This window comes from Streptomyces sp. NPDC052701, from assembly GCF_040678355.1.
GTDB lineage: Bacteria > Actinomycetota > Actinomycetes > Streptomycetales > Streptomycetaceae > Streptomyces.
The window spans coordinates 19,908-42,764 of the sequence record NZ_JBFATO010000043.1 but is presented as its reverse complement, the minus strand read 5'-3'; the positions used below and the strand labels follow the sequence as shown (position 1 = coordinate 42,764).

24 protein-coding genes are annotated in these 22,857 nt (G+C 75.4%); 14 read left to right on the top strand and 10 right to left on the bottom strand.

Annotated features, from left to right (window positions below; translation table 11 throughout):
* Window positions 1–225: 225 nt before the first annotated feature.
* Window positions 226–396: a hypothetical protein gene (locus tag AB0L29_RS31680; RefSeq protein WP_365832112.1), complete on the bottom strand. Its 171-nt coding sequence runs from the start codon at window positions 394–396 to the stop codon at window positions 226–228.
* Window positions 397–496: 100 nt separating this feature from the next.
* Here AB0L29_RS31680 and AB0L29_RS31675 point away from each other — a divergent pair, with 100 nt between their 5' ends.
* Window positions 497–1,840 carry a helix-turn-helix domain-containing protein gene (locus AB0L29_RS31675; RefSeq protein ID WP_365832110.1) on the top strand — a complete coding sequence of 448 codons (1,344 nt, stop codon included), beginning with the start codon at window positions 497–499 and terminating at the stop codon, window positions 1,838–1,840.
* Window positions 1,841–2,396: 556 nt separating this feature from the next.
* Entirely contained in the window at window positions 2,397–3,068 is a 672-nt protein-coding gene (locus AB0L29_RS31670) for a GAF and ANTAR domain-containing protein (protein ID WP_365832108.1), read from the top strand.
* A 22-nt stretch (window positions 3,069–3,090) separates the two neighbouring features.
* Here the strand turns inward: AB0L29_RS31670 and AB0L29_RS31665 are convergent, their stop codons facing one another.
* Window positions 3,091–3,882: a hypothetical protein gene (locus AB0L29_RS31665; protein ID WP_365832106.1), complete on the bottom strand. Its 792-nt coding sequence runs from the start codon at window positions 3,880–3,882 to the stop codon at window positions 3,091–3,093.
* Between the two features lie 310 nt (window positions 3,883–4,192).
* On the opposite strand from AB0L29_RS31665, the gene AB0L29_RS31660 reads away from it, so the two are divergent.
* Window positions 4,193–5,206 (top strand): nucleoside hydrolase, encoded by a 1,014-nt coding sequence (locus AB0L29_RS31660; RefSeq protein ID WP_365832104.1) that lies wholly within the window; start codon window positions 4,193–4,195, stop codon window positions 5,204–5,206.
* A gap of 298 nt (window positions 5,207–5,504) precedes the next feature.
* Window positions 5,505–7,166, top strand: a complete 1,662-nt coding sequence (locus AB0L29_RS31655; RefSeq protein ID WP_365832102.1) for a glycoside hydrolase family 13 protein — start codon at window positions 5,505–5,507, stop codon at window positions 7,164–7,166.
* A 12-nt stretch (window positions 7,167–7,178) separates the two neighbouring features.
* Here the strand turns inward: AB0L29_RS31655 and AB0L29_RS31650 are convergent, their stop codons facing one another.
* The gene (locus tag AB0L29_RS31650) at window positions 7,179–7,562 is read right to left on the bottom strand and encodes a hypothetical protein (protein ID WP_365832100.1); all 384 of its coding nucleotides are present in this window, start codon (window positions 7,560–7,562) and stop codon (window positions 7,179–7,181) included.
* A gap of 172 nt (window positions 7,563–7,734) precedes the next feature.
* On the opposite strand from AB0L29_RS31650, the gene AB0L29_RS31645 reads away from it, so the two are divergent.
* Window positions 7,735–8,097, top strand: a complete 363-nt coding sequence (locus AB0L29_RS31645; RefSeq protein ID WP_365832099.1) for a J domain-containing protein — start codon at window positions 7,735–7,737, stop codon at window positions 8,095–8,097.
* Window positions 8,098–8,275: 178 nt separating this feature from the next.
* Window positions 8,276–8,815: a nucleotide exchange factor GrpE gene (grpE, locus tag AB0L29_RS31640; RefSeq protein ID WP_365832098.1), complete on the top strand. Its 540-nt coding sequence runs from the start codon at window positions 8,276–8,278 to the stop codon at window positions 8,813–8,815.
* Between the two features lie 230 nt (window positions 8,816–9,045).
* Here grpE and AB0L29_RS31635 read toward each other — a convergent pair whose 3' ends face one another.
* Window positions 9,046–9,420 (bottom strand): DUF6479 family protein, encoded by a 375-nt coding sequence (locus AB0L29_RS31635; RefSeq protein WP_365832096.1) that lies wholly within the window; start codon window positions 9,418–9,420, stop codon window positions 9,046–9,048.
* A gap of 537 nt (window positions 9,421–9,957) precedes the next feature.
* Between AB0L29_RS31635 and AB0L29_RS31630 the strand changes: the two genes are divergently transcribed.
* Window positions 9,958–10,377 (top strand): DUF5994 family protein, encoded by a 420-nt coding sequence (locus tag AB0L29_RS31630; protein WP_365832094.1) that lies wholly within the window; start codon window positions 9,958–9,960, stop codon window positions 10,375–10,377.
* A 201-nt stretch (window positions 10,378–10,578) separates the two neighbouring features.
* Here the strand turns inward: AB0L29_RS31630 and AB0L29_RS31625 are convergent, their stop codons facing one another.
* The 6 genes from AB0L29_RS31625 to AB0L29_RS31600 form a co-directional block, all read right to left on the bottom strand.
* On the bottom strand, window positions 10,579–11,124 hold the full coding sequence (locus AB0L29_RS31625) for a TetR family transcriptional regulator (RefSeq protein WP_365832092.1): 546 nt from the start codon (window positions 11,122–11,124) through the stop codon (window positions 10,579–10,581).
* Between the two features lie 8 nt (window positions 11,125–11,132).
* A complete protein-coding gene (locus tag AB0L29_RS31620) occupies window positions 11,133–11,714 on the bottom strand; it encodes a sugar O-acetyltransferase (RefSeq protein WP_365832090.1) in 582 nt (193 codons plus the stop codon).
* Window positions 11,715–11,888: 174 nt separating this feature from the next.
* A complete protein-coding gene (locus AB0L29_RS31615; RefSeq protein WP_365832089.1) occupies window positions 11,889–12,095 on the bottom strand; it encodes a hypothetical protein in 207 nt (68 codons plus the stop codon).
* A 33-nt stretch (window positions 12,096–12,128) separates the two neighbouring features.
* On the bottom strand, window positions 12,129–13,472 hold the full coding sequence (locus tag AB0L29_RS31610) for a diaminopimelate decarboxylase (RefSeq protein WP_365832087.1): 1,344 nt from the start codon (window positions 13,470–13,472) through the stop codon (window positions 12,129–12,131).
* 335 nt (window positions 13,473–13,807) lie between these two features.
* On the bottom strand, window positions 13,808–15,478 hold the full coding sequence (locus tag AB0L29_RS31605) for a helix-turn-helix domain-containing protein (RefSeq protein ID WP_365832085.1): 1,671 nt from the start codon (window positions 15,476–15,478) through the stop codon (window positions 13,808–13,810).
* 271 nt (window positions 15,479–15,749) lie between these two features.
* Window positions 15,750–17,972, bottom strand: coding sequence for a bifunctional polysaccharide deacetylase/glycosyltransferase family 2 protein (locus tag AB0L29_RS31600; RefSeq protein WP_365832083.1), 2,223 nt, complete (start codon window positions 17,970–17,972; stop codon window positions 15,750–15,752).
* A 1,049-nt stretch (window positions 17,973–19,021) separates the two neighbouring features.
* Between AB0L29_RS31600 and AB0L29_RS31595 the strand changes: the two genes are divergently transcribed.
* The 7 genes from AB0L29_RS31595 (at window position 19,022) to AB0L29_RS31565 (ending at window position 22,456) form a co-directional block, all read left to right on the top strand.
* The gene (locus AB0L29_RS31595; RefSeq protein WP_365832081.1) at window positions 19,022–19,324 is read left to right on the top strand and encodes a hypothetical protein; all 303 of its coding nucleotides are present in this window, start codon (window positions 19,022–19,024) and stop codon (window positions 19,322–19,324) included.
* Window positions 19,325–19,539: 215 nt separating this feature from the next.
* Window positions 19,540–19,806: a CopG family transcriptional regulator gene (locus AB0L29_RS31590; RefSeq protein WP_365832080.1), complete on the top strand. Its 267-nt coding sequence runs from the start codon at window positions 19,540–19,542 to the stop codon at window positions 19,804–19,806.
* The gene (locus AB0L29_RS31585; RefSeq protein ID WP_365832078.1) at window positions 19,803–20,246 is read left to right on the top strand and encodes a PIN domain-containing protein; all 444 of its coding nucleotides are present in this window, start codon (window positions 19,803–19,805) and stop codon (window positions 20,244–20,246) included. Before AB0L29_RS31590 ends, AB0L29_RS31585 begins: the two co-directional genes overlap by 4 nt.
* A 533-nt stretch (window positions 20,247–20,779) precedes the next feature.
* Window positions 20,780–21,142: a hypothetical protein gene (locus AB0L29_RS31580; RefSeq protein WP_365832076.1), complete on the top strand. Its 363-nt coding sequence runs from the start codon at window positions 20,780–20,782 to the stop codon at window positions 21,140–21,142.
* A 124-nt stretch (window positions 21,143–21,266) separates the two neighbouring features.
* The gene (locus AB0L29_RS31575) at window positions 21,267–21,401 is read left to right on the top strand and encodes a hypothetical protein (RefSeq protein ID WP_365832074.1); all 135 of its coding nucleotides are present in this window, start codon (window positions 21,267–21,269) and stop codon (window positions 21,399–21,401) included.
* Window positions 21,402–21,411: 10 nt separating this feature from the next.
* On the top strand, window positions 21,412–21,762 hold the full coding sequence (locus AB0L29_RS31570; RefSeq protein ID WP_365832072.1) for a helix-turn-helix transcriptional regulator: 351 nt from the start codon (window positions 21,412–21,414) through the stop codon (window positions 21,760–21,762).
* A gap of 289 nt (window positions 21,763–22,051) precedes the next feature.
* On the top strand, window positions 22,052–22,456 hold the full coding sequence (locus AB0L29_RS31565; protein WP_365832070.1) for a hypothetical protein: 405 nt from the start codon (window positions 22,052–22,054) through the stop codon (window positions 22,454–22,456).
* Window positions 22,457–22,857 lie beyond the last annotated feature (401 nt).

The window sequence follows — 22,857 nt, the reverse complement described above, 5'->3', positions numbered from 1 at the left end:
CGGGCCGTGCACCGCCCGCGCACCCCACTGGTGTGCGGGCTCCGCGCACCGCCCGCGCACCCCGCTGTACGGCGCGTTCGCCCGGCCTTCACCGCGCGGCTCGGCGCCCTGTCCACCGACGCCCCGCCGGGCGACGCGGAACCGGCCGGGAGCCCGGACGCGGCGCCGCGCGAGGTCCTACCGGACCGAGGCGGCGGGGAGGGACGGCGGCGGGGGCCCGACGCGTCAGCGTCCGGCGCCCTCGGCGTGCCCGGTCCACCCGGCCGGGCGAGGGGCGGGCTCGTCCGCCGCCCTCGCCGGTCCCGCGTTCGCCGCCAGCAGCAGGGTGGCGACGGCGATCAGGGCGGCGGCGAAGCCTCTGGCACGACGCTCGGTGGTACGGGTGCGTTCCAGCACGGCGACCTCGCAACAAGCGACGGGTTAAGCGGGGTTAATTCCCGGTTTAACCTAGGGGCTGTCGGAGCCGAACGGCAAGGTCTGCAGGGGGAGTTGGGCCGTGGGAGAGCGAGACGAGCCGGGGGCCATCGGGCGCCGGGTGCAGCGGCTCAGGGTCGAGCGCGGGCTGACGCAGAGGCAGCTGGCCGAGCCGGCGTACACCCCCGCCTACATCTCCACCCTGGAGGCCGGGCGCGTGCGGCCCTCCGACGACGCCCTGCGGCACCTCGCCGAGCGGCTCGGCGTCGGCTTCGACGAACTGGCCACCGGGCGGCCCGCCCGGCTCCCCACCGAGCTGCGGCTGCGGCTGACCGAGGCCCGCCGCACCCTCGCCGTCGGCGAGGCCGAGACCGCCGCAGGGCAGTACGCCGACCTGCTCGCCGAGGCCGAGCGGCACGGGCTGGCCGAGGAGCAGGCCGCCGCCCTGCTCGGGCTCGGCGAGTGCGCCGTCGAGACGGGCGAGCTGGTCGCCGGACGCCGGTACTTCGAGCGGGCCGAGGCCTGCCTCGCCGACGCCCCGCTGCCCGCCCGGGTCCCCGCCCTGCGCGGCCGGGCCCTCGCGCACTACCTCGCCGGTGAACTCCGGTACGCGGTCTACCTGCTGGAGTCCACCCTCGACGAGCTGAACCGCGGCGGCCTGCACGACCCCGACGCCCTGCTCCTGCTGTACGCCAGCATCATCGGCCCCTACATGGACATGGGCGCGCACGCGCGCGCCGCCCAGGCGGCCGAGTTCGCCCTCGCGCTCGCGCCCCGCTCCGAGGACCCGGCGCTGGTCGCCCGGATGCACCGGTCGGTCGCCCGCACCCTGCTCGCCGAGGGCCGCCTCGCCGAGGCCGACGCCTCGCTGGCCAAGGCGGCCGAGCTGTACCGCACCCTCCAGCTGCGCACCGAGCTCGCCAACTGCCACTGGATGCGCGGATACGTCTACGCCCAGGACGGCCGGCTGGAGCGCGCCGAGGAGGAGCTGCGCGAGGCCCTGCGGATGCACGCGGCCAAGCGCGCCACCCTCTACGGCAGCCAGGTCGCCGTCGAGCTGGCGGACGTCCTGCACCGCCGGGGCAGGTCCGAGGAGGCGGCCGCCCTGCTGCACGGCGTGCTCGGCGACCTCTCCTCCGAGCGCGGCGCGGTGCACTCCGCCGCCGCGCACCGGCTGCTCGGCATCATCGCCGAGGACGCCCGCGACACGGAGCGGGCCGAGGAGCACTACGTACGGGCCCTGAGCCTGCTGGAGCGGGCGGGCGCCACCGGCGACCTGGCGGACCTGTGCCGGCTGCTGGGCGACCTGCTGCGCCGCACCGGCCGGGTGGAGGCCGCCCTGGACGCCTACCGGACCGGTCTCGGGCACCGTACGGCCCCCGGCACCACCACCCTCGGGCCCGCGCCCGCGCAGCCGCCGCTGTGACGCCTCCGGAGCGGCGCGCGGCGACGCCGGGCCGGCCCGCCCTCCCGGTGCCGGACGCCACCGCCGTGCGGCGGACCGGGCGGCCGTCGCACCCGTACGAAGAGCGCCGACGGGCCGTGTGGGGACACCTCGTGAAGGTGCCCGGGGCCTGGTTTCGCCCAGGGGGCCAGGGGTAGTCGGGGCTCGTTTCCGGGCGGGTGGCGGCCGGCAGAGCCCCGTGTGCAGCGGGCCCGCTCCAGGACTTCTCACAGGTACAGGCCGCGGTGATCGAAGGAGGCGGTGACCCGTGCGGCCCAGGGACGAGCCCAGGGACGAGCCCCACGGCGGCCCCGGTCCGTGCCGCGCGCGCGACGAAGACCCGCACGAGCGGCCCGCCGGCCGGGCCCGCCCCCCGCACCGCGACCAGGAACAGCGCGAAGGCCGCGAAGGTCAAAAAGCCCAAAATGACAAAGAAGGCTACGAGGACCGCGAAGGCCGCGAAGGCCGCGAAGAGCACGAAGAGTGCGAAGACCCGGACCCGGACGAGGCACGGGCCGCCCAGGTGATCGTCCGGAGCGTGCGGGACGCCGCGCCCCGGGAGGTTCCGGGCCGGCTGTGCGAGGTGGCGGTCGAGCTGCTGCCGGTGACCGGGGCGAGCGTGTCGCTGCGCAGCGACGGCATGCCCGTCCAGCTGGGCGCGAGCAGCGAGCGGGCCGCGTACGTGGCGCAGATCCAGGCCACGCTCGGGGACGGGCCCTGCCAGCGGGCCCTGGAGACCGGCGGGCCGGTGCTCGCCTGCGATCTGACGGCGGGCCAGGACGCCCACCGCTGGCCGGTCTTCGCCCAGCAGGCGACGGCCGCCGGGGTGCGGGCGGTCTACGCGCTGCCGCTGGGCAGCGACTCGGTGTGCGTGGGCACCCTCGACCTCTACCGCGACACCCCCGGCGGGCTGACCGGACGTCAGTTGCGGGTCGCCCAGCTCGTGGCCGGTGTCATGACCGTGGCCCTGATGGCGCTGTCGCAGGAGGAGGGGCACGAGCCGCAGGCCGGCGAACCGTGGCTGAGCGGCCTGGCCGCCGACCACGACGAGGTCCACCAGGCCATCGGCATGATCATGGCGCAGCTCGGGGTGAGCACCGACGAGGCGCTCGCACGGCTGCGCGGCGACGCCTTCGCGCGGGGGCGCACGGTGCTCGACGTGGCCCGTGACGTGGTGGCGCACCGGACGCGGTTCGACCGGGACGTCTAGGCCCTGTCCGGCGCGTCCCCCGTCAGACCAGGACCCGCCCCTGCTGCCGGATGTCGGCCAGGCGCTGCGCCCCCAGCTGGGCGACGTTCTGCGCGACCTCGGCCGGCAGGTCGCCGTAGCCGCCGTGCGTGAGGCTGATCGCGTCCTGGCCGACCCGCACGACGGCCGCGTCCAGGGTGAGGTACGACGACTCCCCGTCGGCCGTCTCCTCGCTCAGCACGACGCGCAGGCCCGCGCGGGCGTCCCCGGCCTGCGGCAGCGGCACCTCGGCGACCTGTCCGTACACCGTGGTGCCGCGCGTGGTGACGGCCGTGAACTCGTCGCACCTGGCGGGCAGGGACGCCAGCCAGGCCACGGTGCGGTCCACGTCCGCGGGGCGGTGGGCGGCGACCTGGTAGCGCAGCTGTGCCCCGGTGCCGGCGTCGTCGAGGGCGGAGGAGGCGCGCGGGCCGGCGGGGGCGCCCAGGAGCTCGTCGGTGTAGAGCACGTCGAGCAGCTGCCGGCAGTCGTGGTCGCCGGTGGTGGCCTTGAGCAGCCCGTCCCGCCAGGTCCCGGCGCCCTGCGTCGGCACCCACGGCTCCCCCAGATCGGTTTCCGTGATCAGCGCGGCCCGTGCCTGGGCGGCGGTGAGCGTGGCCGGGGAGGCGGAGGGCCGCCCGGTCGCGGGGCCGGACGCGGACGGAGGCGGGGGCGGGGGCGTCTCCACCGCCCGGGACGCCGGCCGCCCCACGGTGGAACAGGCGGCGCTCGGCAGGGCGGTGGCCGACAGCGCGCAGAGGAGGAGCACACGGGCGGTGGCCGGGGGGCGGGTCATCGGGGGTGCCTCCTGGTGAGCGGGACATTCCAAGATCGGTACGTGCTCCTACGGCACCACCGGCCACACCGGCCGACCAGCGCGGCGGGCCGTCCGGGTGAGCCGCGCCCGTGCGCACCCACCGGAGCGGCCGGGGGCGCCGCAGGCGGCCGGCGGCCGGGCGCCGTACCCGCCCCCGGGTGCTGCGGCGTATCGCGGAACGGGTCGCGGCCCGCGGCACCGCCCTGCGGGAACCCGCGTAGGGTCGTTCGCACGGACCCGCGTGGGAACGCGGACCCGCGTGGAAACGGGAACCGGAAGGAGCTCCGCCGTGACCACTGGCCGGCCCGTCCCGTTGATCATCGATTGCGACACCGGCGTCGACGACGCCCTGGCCCTGCTGTTCGCCGTGCGCCACCCGGGCCTCGACCTGCGGGCGGTCACCTGCGTGGCCGGGAACACGGACGTGGACGGCGTGGTCCGCAACACGCTGACCGTGCTGGAGCGGGCGGGCGCGCCGGACGTCCCCGTCGCCCGGGGCGCGCGGCGCCCGCTGATCGAGGCCCCGCGGTCGGCACGGCACGTGCACGGCCGCGACGGCATGGGTGACCTCGGCCTGCCCGCGCCCGCCCGCGCCCCCGTCGACGTGGACGCGGTGACGCTGCTGCGCCGCGAGATCCTGGCCTGCCCGCGCCCGGTCACGCTCGTCCCGACCGCGCCCCTGACCAACATCGCGCTGCTGCTGCGCACGCACCCGGACGTCACCCGCAACATCGAACGGATCGTGTTCATGGGCGGCGCGGCGGCCACCGGCAACGCCACGCCGGTCGCGGAGTTCAACGTCTGGCACGACCCGGAGGCGGCCGCGATCCTGCTGACCGCCGGGGTGCCGATCACGATGTACGGCCTGGACGTGTTCCGGCGGGTGGTCGTCCCGGCGGCGGACGTGCGGCGGCTGCGCGCGAGCGCGGAGCCGGGCGCCCGCCTGGCCGGTGAGCTGCTGGCCCACCGCCCGGCCACGCCGGCGAGCCGCCCGGACGATCCGGCCGAGACCGCCGGCGGCCTGGGCGACGCGGGCGCGGTGTGCGCGGTCGCCGACCCGGCGGGCCTGACCACGCACCGCCTGCCGGTCGAGGTGTGCCTGGCCCCCGGCCCGGCCCGCGGCATGACGGTCGTGGACCGCCGTCCGCGCCCCGGCGAGTCCGAGCTCCACGGGGGCACGCGCGAACAGGCCCTGGTGGACGTGGGACTGGACGTGGACGTGGAGCGTTACGTGGGGCTCTACCTGTCGACGGTCGAGGGGACCGGGGCAGGCGCCGCCGGGACGGCCGGGGCCGGCTCCTAGACACCGGCGCCCGCCCCCGGAGGGGAGAGCGGCCGGAGACCCGGGAAGAGCGGCCGGAGACCCCGGAGGAGCGGCCGGAGAAACACTGGGCCCATTGCTCCTATGGGGGCACAGCGCGCCCTCCTCGCGGCCGGGGCGTGCCGGCCTCCCAACCCGCGGAAACCCCCGGGGAGTTGCTGATCATCCACGCTTGCGCCGCAAAAGGAATGACCGGTTTCATATGACCGGGTGGTTCCTTTTTGCGGCATTGTGGACAGGTTTCTTGCTGTCGCCCGCACCGCACCGCAGAGGAGACCGCGTGACCGACCGCGCTTCCACCGACCTCTCTTCCCGCGACCCCGACTGGTGGCGGCAGGCCGTCGTCTACCAGATCTACCCCCGCAGCTTCGCCGACGCCGACGGCGACGGACTCGGTGACCTGCGCGGCATCACCCGCCGCCTGACCCACCTGGCCGCCCTCGGCGTCGACGCCCTGTGGCTGAGCCCCTTCTACCCGTCCGAGCTCGCCGACGGCGGCTACGACGTCGCCGACCCCCGGGACGTCGACCCGCGCCTGGGCACCCTGGACGACTTCGACGCCCTGGCCGCCGAGGCGCACCGGCTCGGTCTGAAGGTGATCGTCGACATCGTCCCGAACCACACCTCGCACCGGCACGCCTGGTTCCAGGAGGCGCTGCGCTCCGGACCCGGCTCCCCGGCCCGCGACCGGTACGTCTTCCGTGACGGACGCGGCCCGCACGGCGAACTCCCGCCCACCGACTGGCAGTCCGTCTTCGGCGGCAGCGCCTGGCAGCGGGTGCCCGACGGCCAGTGGTACCTGCACCTGTTCGCCCCCGAGCAGCCCGACCTCAACTGGGAGAACGCCGAGGTCCGCGCCGACGTGCGCACCACCCTGCGGTTCTGGTCGGACCGCGGGGTGGACGGCTTCCGCGTCGACGTCGCGCACGCGCTCGCCAAGGACCTGAGCGACCCCCTGCGCGACCTCGGGGCGCCGGAGCTGAGCAGCGAGCAGGCGCTCGCCGAGTTCGCGCCCGGCACCCACCCGTTCTACGACCGCGACGAGGTGCACGAGATCTACCGCGACTGGCGCAAGATCCTCGACGCCTACACGCCGCCCCGCATGGCGGTCGCGGAGGCCTGGGTGCCCGGCGCCCGGCGCGCGCTGTACGCCCGCCCGGACGAGCTGGGGCAGGCCTTCAACTTCGAGTACCTCCAGGCCCCGTGGGACGCCGATGCGCTCCGGCAGGTCATCACCGACTCGCTGGCCACCGCGCGGGCGGCGGGCGCCTCGGCCACCTGGGTGCTGTCCAACCACGACGTGATCCGCCACGCCTCCCGGCTGGTGCTCCCGCCGGACACCGACCACGACGCCTGGCTGCTGTCCGGCGGCCGCGCCCCGGCCGTCGACGAGGCGGCGGGGCTGCGCCGGGCCCGGGCGGCGACCCTGCTGATGCTGGCGCTGCCCGGTTCGGCGTACCTCTACCAGGGCGAGGAGCTCGGCCTGCCCGAGGTCGCCGACCTGCCCACCGAGGTCCTCCAGGACCCCATCTGGGAGCAGACCGGGCACGTGCGCAAGGGGCGCGACGGCTGCCGGGTGCCGCTGCCGTGGACGACGGACGGGCCGTCGTACGGCTTCGGCCCCGGCGGCGCCTGGCTGCCGCAGCCCTCCGGCTTCGCCCGGTACGCCGTCGAGGCGCAGGACGGGGTGGAGGGCTCCACCCTGGAGCTGTACCGCACCGCGCTGAAGCTGCGCCGCAAGCTCCTGGCCGGCGAGGAGCTGACCTGGGCCGAGGACACCCCGGCCGGGGTGCTCCGGTTCGACCGCGGCGACGGCTGGCGGTGCGTGGCGAACCTGTCCGGCGCGCCGGTCCCGCTGCCGGCCGGTGAGGTGCTGCTGAGCAGCGCGCCCCTGGACGACGGGCGGCTGGGACCGGACACCACGGTGTGGCTCGGGCGCTGACGGCCGCCCGGCTCACCCCCGCGCCGACGGCCGGTGCCCCCGGGCGCCGGCCGCCGGCTGGGGGTGGCCGCCGGCCTCCAGCAGCGGAACCGTGTGGCGCTCGGGACGGTGCGCGCCCTCCGCCGGGACGCGGCTGCGCGGGGCGCCCGCGGCGCCGGGCAGGGGGACGGGACGCCGGGCCACGAGCCGGCCGACCCAGCGGCGCCCGCAGTGCTCGCAGGGCGGGGCGCCCTGCGGCGTGTAGGGGGAGGGGACGGCGGTGTTGTCCCGGTGGAAGTACTCCCACTCGTCCCCGCGGTCGTCCACGCTGCGCTGGACGTCGTAGTCGACGCTCCAGCTGTGCCAGCACGACCCGCAGGTGAACTCGACTCGTTCGACGGCAAGTTCGGTGATCACAGTGGTACACCTCCGATCCGGCCTGCTCCTCCCACCTTGCCTCGGACGTCCCCGCCGCCGCCACCTCCCGCGCCGCGCCCGCCGCACTTGACGGGAGGGCGCTCGAGGCTTATTGAAACTGTGAGGCGAGACGGGCCCGAACCGCAGGTCACCGAGTGCGGGGAGGTGGCGGATGCACAAGCCGAACGCCGATGCGGGGGACGGGGACCTGTACGCCGTGCTGGGGGTCGAGCCCTCGGCGCCCGCCGAGGCGATCACCTCCGCCTTCCGGCGCCGGGTCCGGGAACTGCGCCCCGACACGCAGGTCGACGCCGGCACCGCGGAGCGGTTCGGGCGGGTGCGCACCGCGTACGAGACCCTTCGCGACCCCGGGCTGCGCGCGGCGTACGACCGCGGGCGCGCGCCCGCCCCGCAGCCGCCCGCCCCGCCGTCCCCCGCCCCGGCCCGCCGCACCACGGCGGCCCGCCTGTTCGGCGCCCCCGTGCCCGAGCCGCCCTTGCGGGCCGGGCCGGTCCGGTGGGAACGCGGGTCCTGAGCGGGCCTGGTCGGATATGGTCGGACTTGGTCGGACATGGACGAGGAGGGAGGAGCCCGATGACACGCTCGGTCGGAGTCGGCCACGGCACGACGAACCCGGTGGCGGCCGTGACGAGCGCCGGGCGCCCCGCGCGCCCGGTCGGGCGTCGCACGGGCGGTTCGCGGGCGGGCTGACCATGGACGGCATCCGACGGCACGACACGCGGAACCGCGAGGAGGCGGAGGAACTGCGCCGCCTGCTCCGGGAGCGCACCGCCGACCTGCAGCGGGTGAAGGCCGAGTACGACAACTACCGCAAGCGGGTGCGGCGCGACCGCCTGGCCGTGCGGGAGATCGCGGTCGCCAACGTGCTGACCGCCCTCCTGCCGGTGCTGGACGCCGTGGACCGGGCCTGCGCGCACGAGCCCCTCACGCCGGGACTCGAGGACATCGCCGGCACGCTGGCCGACCGGGCCGGCTCGCTGGGGCTGGTGGAGTTCGGCGAGGTCGGGGACCCCTTCGACCCGGCCCGTCACGACGCCGTGACCCACCACGTCTCCCCGGACGCCGACCGGCTCGTCTGCACGGCGATCCTGCGCCCCGGCTACCGGCTGGGCGAACGCCTGCTGCGCCCGGCCCACGTGGAGGTCACGGGACCGCCGCAGCCCGTCGTCCGGGTCACGACGGCGGGCGAGGCGGGCGCCCGTCCGGCCCACCGCCCCCTGCCGCCCGCGTGAACGCCCCACGACGATCCCCGCCGGGAGGCGCCGGCACCGTCCGTCGTCCGTCCGCACCGGCGGCCCCGCGCGGCCCGGTCACCGCCGCGCCGCCCGCCCGGCGCGTCCGGTGACCGGACATGTCCGCCTCGCCGGTGCCGCGGGGGATGCCCGCCGGCGGCGGCCGGCGGATTCCGGACCACGGCCGCTGCGGGGCCGCCCCCCGGTCGCGGACGCGGCCCGGTACCGGCTCAGACGTGTCCCAGGCCGCCGCTGCCGAAGCCGCCGCTGGACCCGGGCTGCCAGCGGGGCCGCTGCTGGTGCCTCCCCGTTCTGGTCCGTGCGCGGTGGAGCTCGTGGGGCAGGAGCCGGTCGTCGAAGCTCACCGCGACCGGCACCTCGTCGGGCTCCCGCATCTCCCGGGTCTCGCGAACCGGGCCGCCGTCCGGCAGGCACGGCTGTTCCTCGGGCCCCGGATGGTGGGTGTCCCGTTCCATGACGCCCATCCCGACGCGTACGGCCCAGATCAGCGCACCCGCGATCACCAGTCCGCCGATGAAGGCCATCGCCACGGCGATGACGTGATCCGAGGACGCGGCCAGCAGTTCATACGTTGCCGTACTCATGGACCGATTATCGCCGACGAAATGCGAAGAAGCTCCTGGTTCGCCCAGGCAACTTCGGCGGTCCGGCCGTCGCCGCCCCGCGCGGCCGGATCCACGCGGCGCCCAGGAAGCGGTTCGGCGCGTGGGCCGTGGCCGCCCCGGCGGCGCCCCGCAGGTCACCGGGTGCGACGCGCGGGCGCGGAAGCCGCGCGGTTCCCGGCGCCCCCCGGGAACCGCCAAGGACGCTGACGGATGGTCACGGGCGCCGACGGATGGTCACGGGCGCTGACGGCTCGTCGCGGGCGCCGATCTCGTCGCGGGCGCCGACGGCCCGTCACGGCGCACGGAGCCCATGAACCACCGCCGCCGCGGCGGTCCGCCGCGCCCCCGCCCGGGGTTCGCCGGGGCGGGGGCGCGGGTATCTCGCAACCGGTGGCCGAACCGGTCTCGCCCTCGCGCACGACGGCCCCCCGCGCACCAGGCACCCCCTCCCCACCCGTACCGGGCTCGCGGCTCCGCCGCCCTCCCGGCCGTGTCCTCTTCCCCGCAGGAGTCCCGATGACGTCCGCCTCGACGCCCCCGCCCCCGCCCCCGGCCCCCGCCCCGTCCGAGGTCCGGCTGCGCCTCGCGGTGCAGCAGCCCCACGGCCGCACGGCCCGCCGTATCGACGGGGCCTGGTGGCCGTGGTCGTACGACCTGACCGTCGAGCTGCCCGGGTTACTGGGCGTGCTGCCGCGCGCCTGGGGACGGATCAGCAGGGTCCGCGTCAACGGGGGCGGGTGGCCCGCGTGCCCGGAACGGATGATCGTCGCCGGGCAGCCGGTGCGGGTGCGGCGGACGGACTCGTCGAAGGCCCCGCACACGGTGTGCCTGATCACGCCCGGCCACGGCCGGTGGGACCTGCTGGTGGTGCCGCCCGCCGCGACGGAGGCGGAGGCCGGGCGGCTGATGGAACGGGCCGTGACGCTGGGGGCGTGAGCCCGGCGCGCGGGAGGAGGGGGCCGCCCCGCCGGGCCGCCCTCGTTCGGGCGTTCCCCGGCGGCGGCGCCGTGGCCCCCGTGGAAGAGTGCGCTCACAGGGACGGCCGGGCCGGGCCGTCGCGTCCCCACGTGTGCAGCTCGGGAGCCCGGCCCGGCCGCCCCGCCGGGGCCGGACGGCGGGAGCCCGACGACAGGGGCCTCAGGATCCGGCGGTGATGCGGGCGACGGCCCGGCGCGTCAGGTCACGGCCGTGGGGTGAGCCGTCCAGGGCGCGGTGCAGGGTCAGCCCTTCGATCAGCGCGTCCAGCTGACGGGCGGTGTCCGCGTCGAAGTGCTGTTCCAGCAGGCGGCGGCTGCGGCGCATCCACGCCTGGGTCAGCTCCCGGTACTGCGGGTGGCGGGCGGCGAGGGTGTACAGCTCCTGGGTGAGGACCAGGTCGCGGACGGCCCCCTCCGAGAGCGCGTGGACGAGGTCGGTGACGGCTTCCCGGGCCTGTTCGGGGCCGGTGGCCCGGCCGAGGTGCTGCTCGAAGACGGCCACGATGCGGTCGGCGAAGCGGGTGAAGGCCTGGCGCAGCAGGTCGTCGATGCCGGTGAAGTGGTAGGTCATCGATCCCAGGGGCACGCCGGCGCGCGCGGCGATCTTTCGGTGGGAGACGCCGGCGACCCCCTCGTCGCCGATCAGGTCGAGCGTGGCGGCGAGGATCCGTTCGCGCCGCTGCGGATCGGTGTGTCCGGTGGCCATGGGGGCGGCTAGAGGGTGCGGACGGGACGGGCGGGATTGCCGACGGCGACGACGTTCGCGGGCACGTCCCTGGTGACCACCGCGCCTGCGCCGATGACGGAGTTGTCGCCGATGGTGACCCCGGGGCAGACGATCACCCCGCCGCCGAGCCAGACGTTGTCCCCGATGGTGATGGGGCGCGCGGCTTCGAGCTTGTCGCGCCGGGGTTCCGGTTCGACGGGGTGGGTGGGGGTGAGGAGCTGGACGTTCGGGCCGATCTGGCAGTCCTCGCCGATGGTGATCCGGGCGACGTCCAGCGCGGTCAGGTTGTAGTTGACGAAGGTGCGGGCCCCGATGGTGATGTTGTCGCCGTAGTCGACGTGCAGCGGCGGCCGTACGTCGACGTCCTCGCCCACCGAGGCGAGCAGTTCGGCCAGCAGCGGCCGGGCTCGGCCGGCGTCCTCGAGGTAGGCGGCCTGGTAGCGGGCGGCCAGGCGCATCGCGCGCCGCTGCCGGCGGGCGATCTCCGGGTCGTCGGCGATGTAGAGGTCGCCGGCGAGCATGCGTTCCAGGTTCGTGCGCGGGTCGCCGGCGAAGTGGTCCTTTGGCATGCGTACGAGCGTACGCTCCGGAGTGTACGAACGTACGCTCCGGAGCGGAATGCCGGGCACGGCCCCGCGGCCGGGGCCTGGACCACCGCCCGTGACGCTCTTCTTCCACCTGCGTCAGGCGCCGTCGGCGAAGCGGGGAACCCCCGCCGCCGACGCGGCGGGGCCACCGGGCCGCTAGTCGATGATCTGGTCGAAGAACACGACGGCCATGGCGCTCGCGCCGCTGCCGACGCTGACCGCGAGGGGCCAGACGTTGCCGGCCAGGGCCGCCAGGACGGCGGCGCCGACGCCGACCAGCGCGGCCAGCAGGAACACCACGGCGGCGCGCTGGCTGAGCAGCGGCCCGTTCCCGTCGCCCTTCGTGCGGTTCTCGTGTTCCACCTCGGTGCTCCTCGGCGCTCCTCGCGGGGACGGTCAACGGCGCACGAGGCCGCGGGACGGGCGGACCGGCGCGGTACGGCCGGCCGGGCCCGGCAGCTCGTACGGGTCCTGGGCGGGCCGGACGAGCTCGAAGGCGACCCGGCCGTCCGCGCCGGTCCGGACGCCGTACACGGCCGGCTCCGGCAGGCTGTTGTAGTGGAACGGCGTGGAGAAGTAGTAGGCGCCGGTGTCCGGGAGCAGGACGATGTCGCCCGGCTCCAGCGGCGGCAGCGCCCGGTCGCGCGCCAGCAGGTCGCCGGTGAAGCAGGCGGGCCCGGCGATGTCCTGGCGCACGGGGCTGCCGTGCTTCGCCCCGCCGTCCGGGCCGTGCGCGGTGATCCGCAGCGGCCAGGACTCGGGGGCGAACACCGTGCGGGTGGCGACCTGGACGCCGGCGTGGGTGATGGCGATGGGCCGTCCGCCCACGGTCTTGGTGTACTCGACGTAGGCGGCGGTGAACCCGTTCTTGGCCAGGATCGCGCGCCCGAACTCGGTGACGATCTCGTACCCGCCGGAGAACAGGCCCGGCGCGTGCGCGCGCAGCGACGCGGCGTAGGCGTCGAAGCCGGGCGTGACCTCCTCGCCGGCGAAGTTGACGGGCAGTCCGCCGCCGATGTCGATCCCCGTCACCTGGCGCCGCCCGAGGGTGCCGTTGACCTCGTCCGCGAAGGCGACGGCCTCGGCCACCCCCCGGGCCATCAGCTCCAGCGGGCAGCCCTGCGATCCGGCGTGCGTGTGCACCCAGGTCAGCCAGGGGTGGTCCCGGAACGCCCGCAGCAGCTCCCGGCGGCTGCCCGGGTCCGACAACGGGATGCCGAACTTCGAGGTCCGCGTGGCCGTGCTCATCGCGGCGATGGCTCCCCCGCCCACCTGGGGGTTGACGCGCACGCCGATCCGCGAGGCGCAGGGGCGTCCGGCGAGCAGCGCGTCGATCCGGGCCAGTTCCTGGAAGTTGTCCGCGTTGACCGCGACGCCCAGGTCGAGGGCCCACTCCAGCTCCGCACGGGTCTTGGCCGGCGAGTCGAACACGATCCGGTGCGGTGGGAAGCCCGCCGCCAGCGCCCGGGCCAGCTCGCCGCCCGTCGCCACTTCGCAGCCCATGCCGAGCCGCTCCAGCTCCGCCAGCACGGGCACCAGGCTGTTGGCCTTCGCCGCGAAGGCGTGCAGGACGGCGGGCGGACCGGGGAACGCCGCGTGCAGCGTGCCCACCGTGCGGGCCACCGCGTCGAGATCGACGAACCCCGCCAGCAGGGCGCGCTCCGGATCCAGCAGGCCCTGCCGCACGGCCGCTCGCAGGATGTGCTCCCGCCGCGCGGCGGCGTCGGTGAGATCGGTCATGGGTCCCCTCCACGGTCGGTGCCGGACGCCCGGCGGGCCCGGGCGGACTCCAGGCTGCCCTCCGTGCTCCCGGCAGGTCTTCGTGGAGACCTCACAGGTGCCGGCGCGGGGACCGCGGTCTCGGGCAGCGCCCGGGACACCGCGCGCCGCCGTTGTGCGCGGACACGAAGAACGGGCCGCGCCGTGGTGCAGGCGGCCAGTCGGCGGCCCGGCACTGTCGCCCGGCACGGCGGCCGGGCACGGGGGCCCGGCACTGCCGCCCGGCGCGGCGGCCGGGCACGGGGCCCGGCACTGTCGCCCGGCACGGGGGCCCGGGCCCGGGGCCCCGCGTGCCGTCACCTCGGGCCGCCGCCGTCGTCGTCGTGGTCGCGCAGCCGCAGCTGGAGCTGGGCGAGCAGCCGGGCGTCGGGGCTGTCGAGGTCGATCCCCGAGACCTGGACGATACGGCGGATCCGGTAGCGCAGGCTGTTGGGGTGCAGGCACAACGCGCGGGACGCGGCGGGCACGTCCCCGAAGTGGTCGAGGTACACCCGCAGCGTGTCCAGCAGGCAGCTCCCGCTGTGCTCCGCGTCGAACGCGGCCAGCCGCGCCACCGGGGTCCCCGCCGGCAGCGGCACCTCCCGCAGCGCGTCCATGACCTGCATGAGGCCGACCGTCTCCGCGACGTCCTCGGTCCGGGCCACGGCCCGGGGTCCGCCGGCCGCCCGGAGCGCCGCGAGGGCCAGCTCGGCCGACCGGCGGGACCCGGGCAGCCGCGCCAGGCCCGCGGCCACCTCGCCCAGGCCGACCCGCACCGTCGTGTCCAGCGAGGCCGACACCTGCCCCGCCAGCGAGGTGCCCAGCTCCGCCACCTGGTCGTCGGCCTGCCGCCGGTCGCGGCCCAGCGCGCCCAGCACCACCAGCACCACCTCGCCGGCCCGCACGACGACGGCGGGGCGGCCGTGGGCGGAGCAGTGCAGGGCGAGCAGGCCGTGCAGCCGTGACGCCTCGTCACCGCCCTGCTCGATCCCGGCGGCGTGCACCGCGAGGACGGCGCAGTTCCCGTTCTCCGGCAGCGCGGCGCGCTCGGCCAGCACCTCGGCCGACCCGCGCCCGTCCAGCACCGCGCGCGCCGCGTCCTCCACCAGACGGGTGTCCGCGCCGCGCGTACGGTGGTGCAGCAGATGAGGGGCGGCCGCCCGGGTCGCCGCGCGCAGGGCCTCGGCGGCGTTCGGGGCGAGGGGGCGGCCGGCGATCGCCGCCACCCAGATGGACCCCAGCACCTCGCCCCCCGCCCGCACGGCCCCCACCAGGCGCTCCGGGTCCGCTCCGCCGGCCGGTCGGTACAGGACGTCACCGCGCCCCCACAGCGCGCGGAAGAACCCGGCCTCCCGCATCGCGGCGACGCGCCACGGCGGGACACGGCGGCCGAGGATGGTCAGCCGGCGCAGCTCGTCCACGTCCTCCTCGGTGCCGGTGGAGGAGTAGGCCAGCACCCGGGACTCCATGTCCTCGATCGTCACCGCGCCCCCGACCAGGGCGGCGACCGCGTCGGCCAGCCCGTTGAGGTCGCCGAGCGGCACGGTCTGCGTGGCCAGGCCGGGCGGCAGCCCCGCCGAGGCCAGCCCCGCCCGCAGGACGCCCAGCAACTGGTCCCAGGTGCACCACGACGTCCGGAACAGCACCGCCGTGCCGGCCTCCTCGGCCGCCCCGCGCAGCGCGGGAGCCGGCCGCCCGGCCGTGCCCGGGCCGAAGACCACGCCCGTGGCGCCCTCCTCGCCCGCCCGCCGCAGCACGTCCACGGCGTGGGCCGACCGCGCGTCGACCCCGACGGCGAGGAGCAGCTCCCGCGGCCGGATCCCGGGCTCCAGCGGATCCAGCACCGTGACACCGGTGACGGGCGCCCCCAGGCCGCCCGGCGCCACGTGCAGTTCCAGCGACCCCGCGCCCACCAGCGACAGCAGGTTCTCCAGCGTCACCTGCGAGGACGCGGCGGCCCCCCACTCCGATAACGCGTCCGCCTCCATCGGCCCTCCCCCCTGCCCGCGCGTGATCCCTGTCCGCGCGTGATGCCTGCCCGCGGGTGATCCCTGCCCGGGCGTGATACCCGGCGTCGGCGAGTGCCGCGCGCCGCCCGCCCGCCGGCGTCCGAGGACCGTACGACACCACAGGAGCGCCCGGCGCTCAACGGCGCACGGCCGCACGGGCGGGCGCAGGCGGCCCACCGGACCGCTCGCCCCCGCGCGGCCGGGGCGCTCACCGCTCCGGGGTCACGGCTCCGGGGTCACCGCTCCGGGGTCACGGCTCCGGGGCCGCCGGCTGGGGCGGCAGCACCACCTCCCCGGTGCGCCTGAGCCGCTGCCAGGGGAGCCGGCGTCCGTTGAGCGCGGTCAGGCAGGCCTGGACGAGGACCAGGTACATCACCTGGCGGTAGACGACCTGCTGGAGGGGGAGCGCCCACAGCGGCCGGAGGCTTTCACCGTCGAGGCGGAACGCGCAGACGGCACAGACGAACTGCACCGCCAGCACGCCGCTCCAGGCCAGCGCCGTCGTGAGCGGGTCGCCGAACAGCAGGCCGTAGAGGGTCATGACGTCGATCAGCGGGGCGAGCAGGGGAGTGAGGATCTGGAAGACGGCCAGCAGCGGCAGGCCGCGGCGGCCGAAGCGGCCCGCGGGGCCGCGTTCGACCAGCGCGTGCCGGTGCTTCCACGCGGCCTGCATGGTGCCGTAGCTCCAGCGGTAGCGCTGGCGCCACAGCTCCCGCAGCGAGGACGGCGCCTCGGTCCACGCCAGGGCGTCCTGCGCGTAGCGGATCTCCCACCCGGCCCGGTGCAGGGCCATGGTGACGTCGGTGTCCTCGGCGAGGGTGTCCCCGCTCATCATCCCGGCGTCCCGCAGGGCCGAGACGCGGAACGCCCCCACGGCACCCGGGATGGTGGGCAGGCAGTCCAGCAGGTCGTACATGCGGCGGTCGAGGTTGAAGCCCATGACGTACTCGATGTGCTGCCACCGGCCGAGCAGGCGCCGGCGGTTGCCGACCTTGGCATTCCCGGCGACGGCGCCGACGCGGGGGTCGGCGAACGGCTGGACGAGGCGGCGGACGGTCGAGGGGGCGAAGACGGTGTCGGCGTCCAGCATGACGACGAGGTCGTGCGAGGCGCGCAGGACGCCGGCGTTGAGGGCGACCGGCTTGCCGCCGTTCGGCCGCCGCAGGACGGTGACTCCCGCCAGGGCGAGGGATTCCGCGATGTCGGCGGTGCCGTCGTCGGAGCCGTCGTCCACGACGACGATCTCGACGGGGTGGTCGCTCGCGGCGAGGGAGCGCAGCGTCTTGGCGATGCACAGCCCTTCGTTGTAGGCGGGGACGACGACGCTGACGGGCCGGGTGACGGGCCGCTCCCCGTGGCCGTCCGCCGGCGGGCTCCGCCGGCGGACGTGGTGGCGGGCCAGGACGAGCAGCAGCACGCACCGGGCGAGGACCAGTGACCCGACCACCAGCAGCAGCGTCCCGACGACCGACACCGCCGCCCCCGACACGGTCACGGCGGCCACGAAGACCCGGCCCTTCCACCGGTCCTCCCTGTCGACGGGGCGGGTGAGGCTGTCGGTGCCGAGGACGTCCGCGAGGGTGGCGAACCGGTAACCCTGCTCCTTCAGCCGGGGGATCAGCAGACGCAGGGCCTCCACGGTCTGCGACCTGTCCCCTCCCGCGTCGTGCAGGAGGACGACCGCTCCCCGGCCCGGCACGCTCGGCAGGGCCGCCGCGGCGATCGCCCGGGCCCCCGGCCGCCGCCAGTCCCCGGTGTCCCGGTCGATGAACGCCAGCACGTACCCCTTGTCGCCCAGCCGCCGGGCCACGGACCACTCCGGGGCGCCCAGGGCGGAGGTGGTCGAGGAGTAGGGCATCCGCATGAGCGAGCTGGTGACGCCCGCGGCCCCCGCCAGGGCGAGCTGGGTCAGCGCCAGCTCGCGGTCGACGGCGTCCGCGGACTGGGTGGTCATGTCCCGGTGGGAGAAGGTGTGCACGCCGATCTCGTGACCGGAGCGGATCACGTCGCGCAGGACCCCCGGGTGGCGGGCGGCCTGCTGCCCGGTGACGAAGAAGGTGCCGGGCACGCCGTGGCGGTCGAGAACGGCCCGCACGCGGGGTGTCCAGGTGGGGTCGGGTCCGTCGTCGAAGGTCAGGACCACGGTCCTGTCGGGCGTGCGGTAGGTGCGCAGGTGATCACGGGTGACATCGACGATCGGACCGCCGCCGGCGATCGCCCGGGGGACACCGGTGCCGCCCCCGCCCCCGCCCCCGGTGGCCGGTGGCGCGGGGTGCCCTTCCTGGTCACCGGCGAACCCCCTGGTCGTGTAGCCGTGGACCAGGAGCACGGAGAGGACGAAGGCGAGGAGGACGAGCGGGACGAGGAGACGGAAACGGCGCCGGGACGGCGGGGACGCGGCCGGGACCCGCCGCGGACCGGTGGACGCCGGCGAGCCGCGAACCGGCCGGTGCTGCCGCTGCCGCCGCCGCATCAGGGAGCCTCGGCCGCCGGGGGCCCGGAGAGCGGGGGAGCGCCGGAGGGCGGCACGGACTCCGGCGCCTGCGACGGGATTTCAGGCGCGGGCGGGGCCGGAGGGACGCCGGTCACCGGAGCGGGGGCGGACGGGGGAGGGGGAGGGGCGGGAGGACCCCCGACATCGGGTACGGGATCACCGGCACCTGGAGCACCGGGGACCGGACCACTGGAAGGCGGGTCACTGGAAGGCGGGTCGCTGGGGTCCGGACCACTGGAAGGCGGGTCGCTGGACGGTGGATCACTGGCGGTGGGGGCCGGCGCGGGCGCCGGAGCCGAGGTCGCGGGCGGCGACGGTGCCGGAGCCGGGGACTGCGCCGGTGCGGACGGCGCCGACGGGCCGGGTGCGTCCGGTGCCTCCGCTATGGGCGGTGCGCCCGGCCCGCCCGTGCTGGGAAGCGCCGGAGGCAGCGGCGTGCCGGCGATCGGCGGGCTCCCGGGCACGAGGAGCGGAACATCGGACGCACCGGGTCCGCCAGGCAGGCCGGGCACCGTGAACTGCGGAACGAGCAGGGCGCCCGGCCCGGTCACGGGCCCGCGACCGTCGGGCCCCGAGCGGCCGACCGAGGGCGGACCACCGGAGGACGAGGGCGCTCGGCCCGGGGCGTCCCCGTCCGGTGCGGCAGGTGCCGCGGGGTCGCCGGGGACGGGGAGGGGGACGGGGACGGGGACGGGCGGCAGGATCGTCTCCGGCGCGAAGGGCGTCGCCCCCGTCAGGCTCAGCCCCAGCACGGCCAGGTAGCCGGCCGCCAGTCCGGCCAGCGTGTGTCCCGTACGCCGCAGGACCCGCGCACGCCGACCGGAGGAGTCGACGAACACGGGCGGACTCGTACCACTCGACGATTCGATCCCCTTTTGCCCTATATCGCCCTGATTGAGCAGCATGTGCTCAGCGTACGACTGCCACGAGGCGTCACCAGCGCCCGGTCCCCACGTTCTTCTCCGCCTCCTTCTCTCCTCCTTCTCTCCTCCTTCTCTGCTCTCTCTTCTCTCTGCTTGGATCGGCGCATGAGCCCCGCTCCCGCCCAGGACCGGACGCGAGACGTAGCCGAGCTCGCCGTCTGGCTGGGCGGTGTGTCCGTGGCGTGCTGGCTGTGCTGCCCGTTCTGGACGCTGATCTCGTTCCTGGCCCTGCCGGCGGGCCTGGCCGGCCTGGTGCGGTCCGCGATCGAGTACCGGGCGTCCGCCCACGGCCGGACCAGCCGGACGCGGGCCGCGGCGGGAGGCGCGCTGTCCCTGATGGGGACGGGGGCCGCGATCGCCTACCTGGTCTTCGTCGCCGGCCGTCCGGACCTGCCGGTGCAGGGGTAGGGAACCGGCGCGGGAGGTGCTTCGGAGGGCTCGCGTGGAGGCGCTGTGTGCGCCGGGACCGGACGCACCCGGGCTGGATGGGGAGTGTGCCCGGCTGCGGTCCGACAGGCATCCGGCCGGCGGGTGCCAGGACGTGCTCGCGGGGAGCGGGCCTGTAGTGGGGTCCGGGGGCGATCGGCCATACATCAGGCTGGTACATGGACTATCTTTGGTACATGTCCATGAAGCGTACGAACGTCTATGCCGACCCCGAGGACCTGGCGATCATCAAGGAAGCTGCCAAGCGCCGGGGGGTAAGCGAGGCCGAGATCATCCGTCAGGGGATCCATCTCGCGGCCATGGCGAACCGCGTCTGGGACGAGCCGCTGTTCTCCCGCACCTTCGAGGGGCGGGGGCGTACGCCGTCCGGAGCCGAGGTCCGGGACGCGGTCGCCGACGCGGTCCGGCGCGAGACCGACCCGGGGTCCGGGACCGCCGCGTGATCATCGTCATCGCCGGCACATCCGGTCTCCTGGCCGCCTTGGACTCGACGCACCCGGAGCATGGCGCGGCGAACGAAGCGATCATGTCCGCGGGGCTGTTGGTCATGTCCCCGCTCCTGCTGGCGGAACTCGACCACATCGCCACACGCGAGCTCGGGCGGGAGGCCGCCCTCAGCGCCGTCGACGATATCCGGCGCTGGATCGGCCGGGGCCGCGTCGTCGTGCCGGAGATCACGGAGGACCACCTGGGAGCCGCCCAGTCCGTCCGCGTCCGCTACAGCGCGCTGGACCTGGACCTCGCTGACGCCGTGAACGTGGCGCTGGCCGCCGACTACGACACCGACGCGATCCTCACACTCGACCGACGCGACTTCCGCGCCGTACGGCCGCTGGGCCACCACAAGGCGTTCCGGGTACTGCCCGACGACCTGCCGCTGTGACGGCAAGCGCCCCGGTGCCGAAGTCCCAGCCACGGACGGGACTTCGGCAGGCGTGCCGCCTCCATCGAGAGGAAAACGCCATACGGCGAACTGGACCGAGCCGAGGTGGCCACGCTCAGACTCTGTGCGGAAGCACTGTGCGGTCGGCTGCGCGTTGTCGTGGTTTTCGGGGACGAGGAGTACACCGTCGCTTGAGGCGACCGCCCTCCTCGAAGCCCCAGCACACGCACCGGCAGCATGAAACCCCAGGTCGCTGAGCTGGGGTTTCCACAGGAGCGGTGACGAGAACCGGACTCGCGCTCTCGGCTCGGGAAGCTCGGGTTCTCTGATTGCGAGAGCTGAGCTGACCTGCGGCGGAGCGGCCCTGGGGCCTGACTGGCCGGCGCCTCGGTCCCCCCGCCATTCCCCGTGGCTCCCTGCACGATCTGGCACGGCTCCGGCACGACCTCTTCGTCCGCTTCCAGCCGTAGAGGGCGGTGCTTGGTCGGTACGATGCGCGGGCTGGGCAGTGTCCACGCGATGGGGGAGGGGCAATGAGGATCAAGGACCCGGAGTACCCGGCAGCGGTCGAAGCGGCCGTGGAGATCTTGCGGAAGCGGGCCCGGCAGGGAAAGACCATCACGTACGGGGAGCTGAGCGCCGAGTTGGCGGCACAGGGCTTCGACTCCATCCCGCCTCACCGCGGAGTCATGACCTACCTGCTCAAGGATGTCTGCCTCCACCGCAACGAGGACGGACGGGCACCGATGCTCTCGGCGATCGTGGTGAACAAGGCCAGCCGGGAGCCGTCCGACCAGTTCTCCGGCCTTGCCCGGAGTCTGCCCTTCTCCCGGCCGGCCAACTGGAGCTGGCAGGACGAGCAGCAGCAGGTGTTCGCTCAGCACCGCGAGGAATGACGTCGGCCCTCGACACCCGCTTCAGGAGTTCGGCCGACACGGGTGCCGCTGTATGCCCTAGCCGGTTGCCTGGATGTCGGCGTAGTGGCCGAAGCAGCCGCCGGGGGTCTTGAGGGAGTCGAGCATGCCCACCCTTCCTAGTCGCTCGGCCCTGCTGCTCCTGGGCGGTGACAAGGCCGGAAACTGGGATCGCTGGTACCGCGACAACATTCCGCTGGCCGAGCAGCTCTATCACGATTACGTCGGCGGCGAGGACTGAAGGAGTAGCCATGCCCAAGAAGGCTGCGCAGGACTGGGAAGTCCTGGAGCAGGAGCTGCACGCGGCCGGTGTGGAGCCCGCCGAGGTGGAGGCAGGGGCTCGCCGGCTTCTCGCCGAGGCGCGTGGCCACCAGCTCGCCGAGGCACGCAAGCAGTCAGGGTTGGCCCAGCAGGACGTGGCGACCCGGATGGGAGTCAGCGTCGCCCGGATCTCCCAGATCGAACACGGCGAGGGGGCCACCCTGGACGTCATCGCCCGCTACGTGGAGGCGCTCGGCGGGAGGCTGGATCTGGTCGCGGACTTCGGCGACCACACCCTACGCATGCCGGCCAGCGGCAATCAGGGCAGCGCGGCGGCGTAGTCCTCTCCGGGTGAGGGCTCCGGTGAGACCGTGAACCCCAGGAGCCGGGACGGTCGGAGTTCTCCCCTGGCCGCCCCTTCACACGGCCCAGGGGCCCAGCAGACGATCACTGCGACCGCCGCCGATCGGATCGCCTCGGCGGCATCCTGACCGGTGGTTGTACTGTGCCGCCCAGACGGAGAGGCGCCGGCAGGCAGGGGGGCGCGTGAACACAGGCATGGTCCGCCCGCTCGGACCGGGCGGCGCGTCGCGAGGCGCTCTCCACCGGGTCGCACGTCACCTCGGCGCCATGCATCTGAGTGGTGCGGTCCTGCTGTTCACCTACGTGGTCCCTCCGGCCTGGGCTCTCGACGCCTACGGCGCGGCACCGGCCGGCGACCCTTCGGCGGACGTGCCCCCGTTCGTGATCCTCGCTGTGATGCTGTTCCACTGCGTGGGCTTCCACGCGCTCGTGCAGGTCCCCTCCGGACTTGTGGGTACGAGGCTGGGCCTCCACCACGGCGGCATGGTCACCTACGCCTCGGCCCTGGCGATTGCGGGGCTCCTCACCGCCTTGGCCCTGCCGGTGGCCCTGGGCGTGGAGGATGCCGGTGAGCTCATGCAACTGTGGGCTGACTTCATGGTGCGTGGCTCGCTCGGACTGGCGGGCTACGTGTGGATGACCCGGCGGTCGCGGGAGAACTCGAAGACGTGAGGCCGGCGGAGTTCCCATGGATGAGCCAAGTGCCGTCGGCTGTGATCAGGAGCCGGTCTGCTGCGCATGGCCGACCGCGGTTTCCGCACCTGGCTGCAGGGCGTGACCATGCACAAGCCCAACGAACCCGGCTACAGCCACCCGGACGCCTACGTGATCGACGACTGGCGCTGACTCCACCGCCACGCCCGGCTGCGGGGAAGACCCGATGCCGCCAGGAGAGGACCGGCACCGGGACTGCACGCTTTGAAGGTCGGTAAGCGGCTCGGGTGGCATACGGCACGGTGGCCTTTTTTATCTCCCTTCGTGCGACTTCGCTCGCGGCCCGCGACGCGGCGCCGGTGGGAAGGAGCGGAACCCCCGGGTCGCCGACCCGGGGGTTCCGAGGACTCGCGTGCGGT